The sequence below is a fragment of the Synechococcus sp. F70.1 genome (assembly GCF_047502745.1).
In the GTDB taxonomy this organism is placed as follows: Bacteria; Cyanobacteriota; Cyanobacteriia; order Thermostichales; family Thermostichaceae; genus Thermostichus.
The window spans coordinates 5620-13026 of the sequence record NZ_JANSJL010000049.1 but is presented as its reverse complement, the minus strand read 5'-3'; the positions used below and the strand labels follow the sequence as shown (position 1 = coordinate 13026).

The window sequence follows — 7407 nt, the reverse complement described above, 5'->3', positions numbered from 1 at the left end:
ACGGGGATCCCTGGCAGCCCCTTCTGCCCCAAGCCGGGGATCCCCTCTGGCGGGATGATTTTTCCAACCTGCTGCAGGTGCTCCGCTGGTCCTAGAGCTCTTGGTCTAGGAGGGGTGGAATTGGCAGAAATCGGGGAGGGACCACAGGACAGAGTTAGTATGAGTTATGATTGTTTGCAGCGTAACTGATATCTATCCGTGAGCACGGCTTATGTCTTCCTCAACTGGGCAAGCCCCCACCGCCGACTCTCAAACCGTCCTGGCCGCGGCCTCTGCACCTTGCTTCGTGGCCATTGGTGGCAGCCTGCGGCCCAACTCCCTGACCTATCGGGCCCTGGAGGTAGTGCGGCGCGAGTTCGAGAAGCTGGGGATACCGCTGCACCTTCTTGATTTGCGGCAGATGAAGTTGCCCTTTGCCGATGGTTCGGAATCCTACCCCGACTATCCCGATGTGGAGGTTTTGCGGGCAACGATGAAGCAGGCCGATGGGATCATTCTGGCCAGCCCGGAGTACCACGGCAGCATCAGCGGCAGCCTGAAGAATGCTTTGGATCTGCTGAGCTTTGAGCACTTGGAGGGCAAGGTCTTTGGGCTCATCAGTGTCTTGGGCGGCGAGAGCAACAGCGACACCCTTAACCAAATGCGCCTGATTGTGCGGTGGCTGCACGGTTGGGCGATCCCAGAGCAAATTGCCATCGGGCGGGCTTGGAGTGCCTTCGATGAGCAGGGCAACCTCAGGGACGAAAACCTGCGGCAGCGCTTCCAGCGCTTTGTGCAAAGTCTGGTAACCAATACGTCCAAATTGCGCGGGATCCCTCTCGTAACCAGGCAGTGAGGACTGCAAGTTAGCTCTATTGACGGCACAATACCCTGCAGGGGCATCTCCAACTGCCTTGGAAATGTTGGCTTCCAAGAAACAGCAGGGTTAAGGTGAGCCAAGAGGTGGCTGGGCCTGCTTTCCCTCAAACCTGCCCAGCCAATGCTTGAACTATGGTTCAGTCTGTTTCTCCTCACTCTAGTGGAGCGGGGGCAGTCTCTCCGCTGGTGGCCCTACAGGCAACCTTGCAGCAGATGCGGGAGCAGACCGACGCTAAGGCCCTGATTCAGCTCACGCTGGAGTATGTCAAGGCAGTGTTTGGGGCGCCGCTAATTTGGCTAGCCCTCTACGACCCTGCCAATCACCAGTTGGTGGGCCAAGGTGGTGTGACCCTGCGAGAGGAGGATCGACCTCTCTTGCAAGCTACGTATCCCCTACAGCCGGGGGAGATCCTCGAGCAGGTAGTGTTCGAGCAGCGGCCCATCAGCGTGCCCGACCTTTCCCAGGAGCCGCGCATGGGTCTTTGGCAGCGAGAAGCCAAGCGGCTGGGCGGGATCCAAGGCTGCTTCATCTACCCCTTCTCTACGGTAGGGCGGCGGCGCTGCCTGGGGATCCTGATGCTGGGATCCCAACTGTGGGGCGCTACTACCCACGAGGAGGAAAAGGCGCTCCTGGGGATTTTGCTGGGGCAGTTGGCAGCCTCTTGGCAGGAGCTGGAAGATGCCTGGAAACGGCAGGCCGAAAAGCGCTTTGAAGAGTCGCTCCTGAGATTGGGGGCGGCGATGTGCCAGGCGGGATCCTTGCAAGAACGGGTTAGCCTGGTTACCCAGGAGCTGCAGTCCTGCTTGGGCGCCGTTCGCATCCAGGTGTACTGGCACAAGCCCAGCGAGGGACGGTTTGTTCCCCATGAAAGCGCCGCTAGGCCTACTCCTGCCCCCACTGCCAGAGGAACCAAAGCCGGGGTAATCCCGATGGAAGAGGGCAGCCTTGGGCTCCGGGAATTGGGAAACCTGTACTCCTCTCTTGCGGCAGGCCAGGTGGTGGTGGGCGACCTGGAGACAACCCGCGCCGAGGTTCCCCTCAAGTTGATGCAGCAATGGCGAGCGCAGTCGGCTTTGGCCGCCCCGATCCGGCTGCAGCAGGAGCTGCTGGGGTTTATCTGGGTGCAGTCGGAGGTGCCCCGCACCTGGCAAGCTGCCGAGCGCCAGTTGGTGGCCGCTGCCGCCCATGGGCTGGCCTTGGCCACTCCTCTGGAAAATCTGGATCGTCGCCTCCGCCAGTTGGCCGACGACCAGGAGTTCGTGCATCAGGTAGGCCAGGCCCTCTCCAACCCGGCCCAGCTGCAGCGGGCTCTCCAGCAAGCGGTGGTTGGCCTGGGCCAGCGCCTGCAAGCCGCCGCGGTAGCGGTGTTGACGCTGGATCCCAACCAACCTATCCCCCGCCTCTTCTACGAGTACCGCAGCGAGGGCCAGCAGGCTTTGCCGCAGCAGTTTAGCTCCCTAAGCGAGCAAGATTGGCAGGATCTGTTGCGCAGCGAGGTGGTGGTGGCAGAAAACTACGACCAAGATCTGCGCCTGCTCTCCTGGCGGCAGGAACTGGCCCCTCTGGGGGTGCGTTCCCTCATGCTCACCCACACGGAAGTCGGCGGCTCTGCCACTCCCGCTGCCCTTCCGCAAGGGCTGATCCTGGTGCTCCATCCCCAGCGGCGGGCCTGGAGCCGGGAAGAACGGCAACTGCTGCGCGGGATCGCCCAACCCGTGGGCCTGATCCTGAGGCAAATCCAACTGGAACAGCGGCGGCAACGGCAAGAGCAACTGTTCAACGGCCTGGTTGCTGCCTGTCTGACGCTGCAGAACCTGACTACCCTGCCGGAGCTCTACGCCGCCACCGTCCAACAGACGGCCCAAGCGTTGGGGATCCCCTTGGCGCTGGTGGTGAGTTGGCAGCCAGGGGAGAGCCGGGCCCGCTTGCAGCCGCCTTTTGCCGCCGCCCCCGCGTTTTACCCCACCGGCCCCACTGAGATCGATCGCCAGGATCCCTTGCTGACCCGTGCGCTGCAGGCAAGAGGACCCCTCCAGCTTTCCCAAGACCAGATCCCAGCTGCCAGCCGCACCTGGTTGAACTCGACGGGCCTGGGATCCTGGCTGCTGCTGCCGCTGGGCGAGGGCGGCCCCGAGACTGGCGACTCCCCTGGTCTGGAGCCACTGGGGGTTTTGATCTTGGGAGCAGAGGCAGACAAGGTTTGGGAGCCGGAGGAGCAGGCGGCAGCGACGGTGATTGCCCAAACCTGCGGCTGGACGCTGCGGCGCTTGCTTTGGGTACAAACGCTGCAGGAGCGGCAGGAGGTACTCAGCGAGCTGAACTGGTACAAGCACCGCCGCCTGCTGGATCTGCAAAACGCCCTGCTGGACAGCCTGCGCCGCCTAGGCCAGGTGCCAGCAACGCCAGGAGACGAGGCCACGCGCTGGCAAAAGGTGGTGGAAATTGCCAGAGGGCTGCGGGATCTGGCCGTCTCCGTGGAGCCCTTGTTGCAGGCAGAAACCTGGCAGGCGCAGCCGCAGTTGCAGTCGCTGTCTGTGGCTACTTTGGTGCGCAAGAGCCTGCGCCGGCTGGAGGGTCTGGCCCAGAAACGCAAGCTGTGGCCGCGCGCCCACGGCGACCTGAGCTTTACCGTCTGGGGGGATCCCGGACGCCTGGAGATGGTCCTCTGGGAGGTGCTGGTTGCCGCTGCTTTGCGCAGCCCGGAGGGGGGGCGGCTGGATCTGTGGAGCCGGGTCGCCGTTGGCGAGAGCGGTGCGGAGCACTCTGGCTATGCAGAACTGCTGGTGGTGGATCAAGGCCGCTTTGATCCCCACCTGCTGGCAGCCCTGCAAGGGGATCCCCAGCAGGTCGTCTCTGCCGATCCCTTGTTCCAGTCCCCGCTAGCGGCCAGCCCCGGCTTGGAGCTTAGCCTTTGCCAGCGGATTGTGCAGCGCCTGGGAGGGCAGCTGTTGTTCTACCTCTCCTCTGATGGGCGCTCGGTTTCCCAGCTGCTCCTGCCGCTATCTTTAGGGCGACAAAGCTCTCAGCAGCCAAAACAGGGGCAGGAGGGCCAGCGCTCCTCGATCTAGCCGCCGTAGCTGCAGACGGTGCCAGCGCAGAGGATGGTCGGGACCAGTTAGCCCTCGAGCTTGCATGGCCGCCGCTATCTCCTGCGCTCGCAGGAGCAGGTTTTCAAAAAAGCGCTCCACCAAAGCCAGAAGGGTTTGCATTCCACCCCGAAAGCTGAGGGATCCCCAGCGCACATCGCGGGTGCGCACCGCCCGCACCAAGTTCTGGACTTCCTCCATCACCAGCGGCAGGAAGCGGAGGGCCAAGGTGAGGGTGAGAATCACCTCCGCAACCGGCCAGCCCCAGCGCTGGAGAGGCTGTAACAGCCGGGCAATCCCTGCCGTAATTTCCTCGGGGGCGGTGGTCAGCAAGAACAGATTGGTGGCATAGAGCAGGGTAAAGATGAGGGTACCCAGCCGCAGAGCTACAGAGAGGGAACGCCGCGAGACTTGAAACGTTCGCCCTAGCAGGGAAACCTGCAGCAAACGGTAGCGGTAGGGGGCTGGCCAGGCACGGGTTTGCTGCTGCCAGGCCTGTCTGGCCGCTGCCTTCTCCTTCACCTCCAGGTTGGAGTTGGAGATAAGTCCATAGCCCACCACCTGCGCATCCTGCCGCTGCGGCTGGGGGAAGACCCCTAAGCCATCGGGGGCGAAGCTGGTGATCCCAAAAGCAAGCAGGCTGAGGGCCAACACCAGCGAAAGCTGGCCCGACCAGACCCGGCGCGGCAGACGGGCTGCTACCGTCAAGAGCAGGAGAACCGCCACCACGGCCAGCCGCCAGCCACTGCTGGCCAAAATTGGGCTGAGGAGAAAGCTAAGCAACCAAGCCAACTTCACCCGCGGGTCAAGACAGTGCAGCCAGGTGCGCGGCTCTTCCAGATAGATCCCTAGCGGGGCATTGCGCAGAATATCCACCACCGGAAAGCGGGAAACAAGCTATTGCCTAGGCAAGGCAAATGGCAGAAAAGGCTTAGAGTCGCTCAACCAGGCGAGTTGAGCCCGATTGAGCAGCAACCCACCCTCCTGGCGCCCCCTCTTGCTCGACGCGCAACCAGACAGGTACCTGTCCTTCACCTACTCGCACCTCTACCACCCGCAGTAAAGCTTGGCGGGGGGCCGTCCCGACAATGGCTCCGCTTAGGCTAGGCTGCTGGCGGATATTGATGCCACCGTTGGAGATCACCCGCACCCGTTGGACTCCTTGCCACTCAGCCAGGGGGCCAATCAACTCAGGCTCAGGCGAGGGCTTGGCCTGATCCGAATTCTCAAGAGTAACCGGTGGCTGCTCCAGTTGCACCTGGGGCTGTTCCAGCGGCGGTGGTGGGGTGAACAGGCTGCGCAGTATCTGCCAGCTAACCACGAGGGAGAGAATGCCCCCGCCGACCACGGCAGCCAAGCGGAGGTGGAAGGAAGGAGCAGGAGGCTCAGGCCGACTTCGTCTAGAACCCAAGTGGCTGCGGTGGTGACGCTCCACCTCCTGCAATCCCCTCTTGTAGGCCTGAAGGCTCCCTTCTGATGGGGGAGAGCTGGCTGGCTCCCCGTCCCATGGAGCAGGCCACTTGGGCAAGTGCGACGGCTCTTGGGAAACTCCCTGCGGGAAGGGAGCAGGCGGGTGATTAGCACCCCCAGCAGCGGGCGGTTGGGATAGAGGCAGGGTAGGAGGTGGAGATAGGGTACCTGCTGGCGAGCTCTCGCGGCTAGGCATCTCGTCCAGGTAAGCCTGCACCTGAGGGTTGTCGAAGTAGGCTTTCAGGCTAGCCTGGGCAGGATCCAAGGCGTAAAACTCTGGGAATACCTCCTCCTGGAACCACTTTTCCGTAAAGCGACAGAGGCCTGGCAATTGATCCGGGGATCCGGCAGAGTGCTCCTCAATAAACTGCAGGGCTTCGGTTTCCTGACTGGCGCGTAGATGGCCGAGGGCCTCCTCAGTTTGCCCCAACAACAAGCTGCAGATAGCTTGCTCCAGATGCACATCTTGCCGCTGGGCGAGGCGAATCAGGTAGCCGCGCGCCCGCCGCACTAGAGCTGGCCGTTTCTCCACGTAGCCCGCTGTCAGCAGCACCTGCGCAGCCAAGTAGGCAGCGACCAAGGAAGGGCGCTCCGCCTCTTGCTCAAAAAGCTCCTGCTGTTCTTGCAGGGTGAGGTAGCGGCGCACGCGCTGGATGAAGCGTAAGAAATCTTCCGTACTCAAGCCAGAGCCATCTTGCCCACCGCCCTCAATGCCGCCCCGCTCGTCGAGCATGGCCTTGAGGAGAGCCAGCCCCTGCTGCCGCGCCAGGGCAGGAGCTGCAGCTACTCCTTTGCCCATGGCAGCTGGGGCATTGGGGTCAAGGAGCTGCAAAATGCGGTAGGGGCGCAGCTTGCCCAGGTCGATGCGGAGCTCTGCCTGGAGCTGAGGAAAAGCCTGACACTCCTCCAGTTCGGCCAAGCCTGTCTGCAAAGAGTGCGCGGCTTCTTCATAGGCTCCTTGTCGCCAGGCTTCCCGGCCTAGCTCTAAACGGGCCACGGCCCGCCCCAAAATGGCATCAGAACGGGCGGGGTGTCCTTGATCAAGCATTTGCTGAGCCAAGCTTAAAGCCGCTGGGTACTCTCCAACTTCACAGCACAGGCACAGCACTCCCGGCAGAAGGGCCTCGTCCACCGTCAGGGTGGGATGCGCTAGGGTTAGGTGTTCGTCGTAGCTGCGCCGTGCCTCAGGGTCGAGCAGCACAGAAGCGGCCTCCTGGACAAGCTGGGCACGAGCCTCCACGGCCTGCGGCGAGAACCCCACCAGCCAAGAACGTTCGCCTGGCCTGAGCTCGCGGCGCTCTTGGTAAGCCTGTTCGATCTGATGCTTGTCTGCCCGTGGCGACAGCATCAAGATTCGGTAGTAGTCGAGGGGCACCCGCACCGTCATCATCTCTTACGTTGTTCTCCTGCTTGGGTCGGCGGGGTGGCGTTTTTGAACACCTGACCCGCCTCGACCTTAACTGTAGTCCTTTTCCTTAACAAAAGGGATCCCCCTGGAAAGCTGGGGCAAGAGGCTGATCAACCCCTCAGCGCTTTGGTTTGGAGCTGGGATCGTGCCCTAGGCCAACGCTTGCCACGACAGCAAGAACGAGCTGACCAAAAGCAGGGATCCCAACAGCCGCCGCCAGCCCCTCCAGGGAATCTCCGCCAAGACACCGCCAGCGCTCAGGCACAAGAAGGGCAGGGCCACTAGGCCCCAGCGGGCGCTTTGTTGTAGGAGGTACAGGGGCGGATCCCCCCGAGCCTCCAGCCAAGTTGCTAGCAGGCCCATCCAGAGGGCATGGCCCAAGCCGGCCAGGCTGAGCAAAGTTTGTTGGCGTTCTTCCCAAGGCCAGCCCAGCCGCACCAAGGCTAGCCCTAGGGGCAACATCAAAGTAGCCAGCGTAGGCAGGCCAGTTGGGCCTCTGGGCGAATAGGATCCCATGGCTGGAGAGAGAGTCTCTGTTCCCCGGAAGCGATCCCCAAGCCCCTCCGCTCCCCCGAGCCAGGAGA

Annotated in this window: 4 protein-coding genes and 1 pseudogene; 2 read left to right on the top strand and 3 right to left on the bottom strand. The window is 62.7% G+C overall.

Annotated elements, in window-relative coordinates; translation table 11 throughout:
* Positions 1 to 211 precede the first annotated feature (211 nt).
* Complete coding sequence (locus NW860_RS04645; protein WP_414393211.1) at positions 212 to 835, top strand: NADPH-dependent FMN reductase; 624 nt, start codon at positions 212 to 214, stop codon at positions 833 to 835.
* A 155-nt stretch (positions 836 to 990) separates the two neighbouring features.
* Positions 991 to 3927, top strand: a complete 2937-nt coding sequence (locus NW860_RS04640; protein ID WP_414512706.1) for a GAF domain-containing protein — start codon at positions 991 to 993, stop codon at positions 3925 to 3927.
* On the opposite strand, the gene NW860_RS04635 is transcribed toward NW860_RS04640, so the two are convergent.
* From NW860_RS04635 to NW860_RS04625, 3 genes and pseudogenes are all read right to left on the bottom strand, one after another.
* Positions 3865 to 4821 carry an energy-coupling factor transporter transmembrane component T family protein gene (locus tag NW860_RS04635; protein WP_414512738.1) on the bottom strand — a complete coding sequence of 319 codons (957 nt, stop codon included), beginning with the start codon at positions 4819 to 4821 and terminating at the stop codon, positions 3865 to 3867. The genes NW860_RS04640 and NW860_RS04635 overlap by 63 nt on opposite strands.
* A 55-nt stretch (positions 4822 to 4876) precedes the next feature.
* On the bottom strand, positions 4877 to 6805 hold the full coding sequence (locus NW860_RS04630) for an SH3 domain-containing protein (protein WP_414512704.1): 1929 nt from the start codon (positions 6803 to 6805) through the stop codon (positions 4877 to 4879).
* A gap of 168 nt (positions 6806 to 6973) precedes the next feature.
* A pseudogene (locus tag NW860_RS04625) lies at positions 6974 to 7407 on the bottom strand (hypothetical protein); the annotation flags it as partial.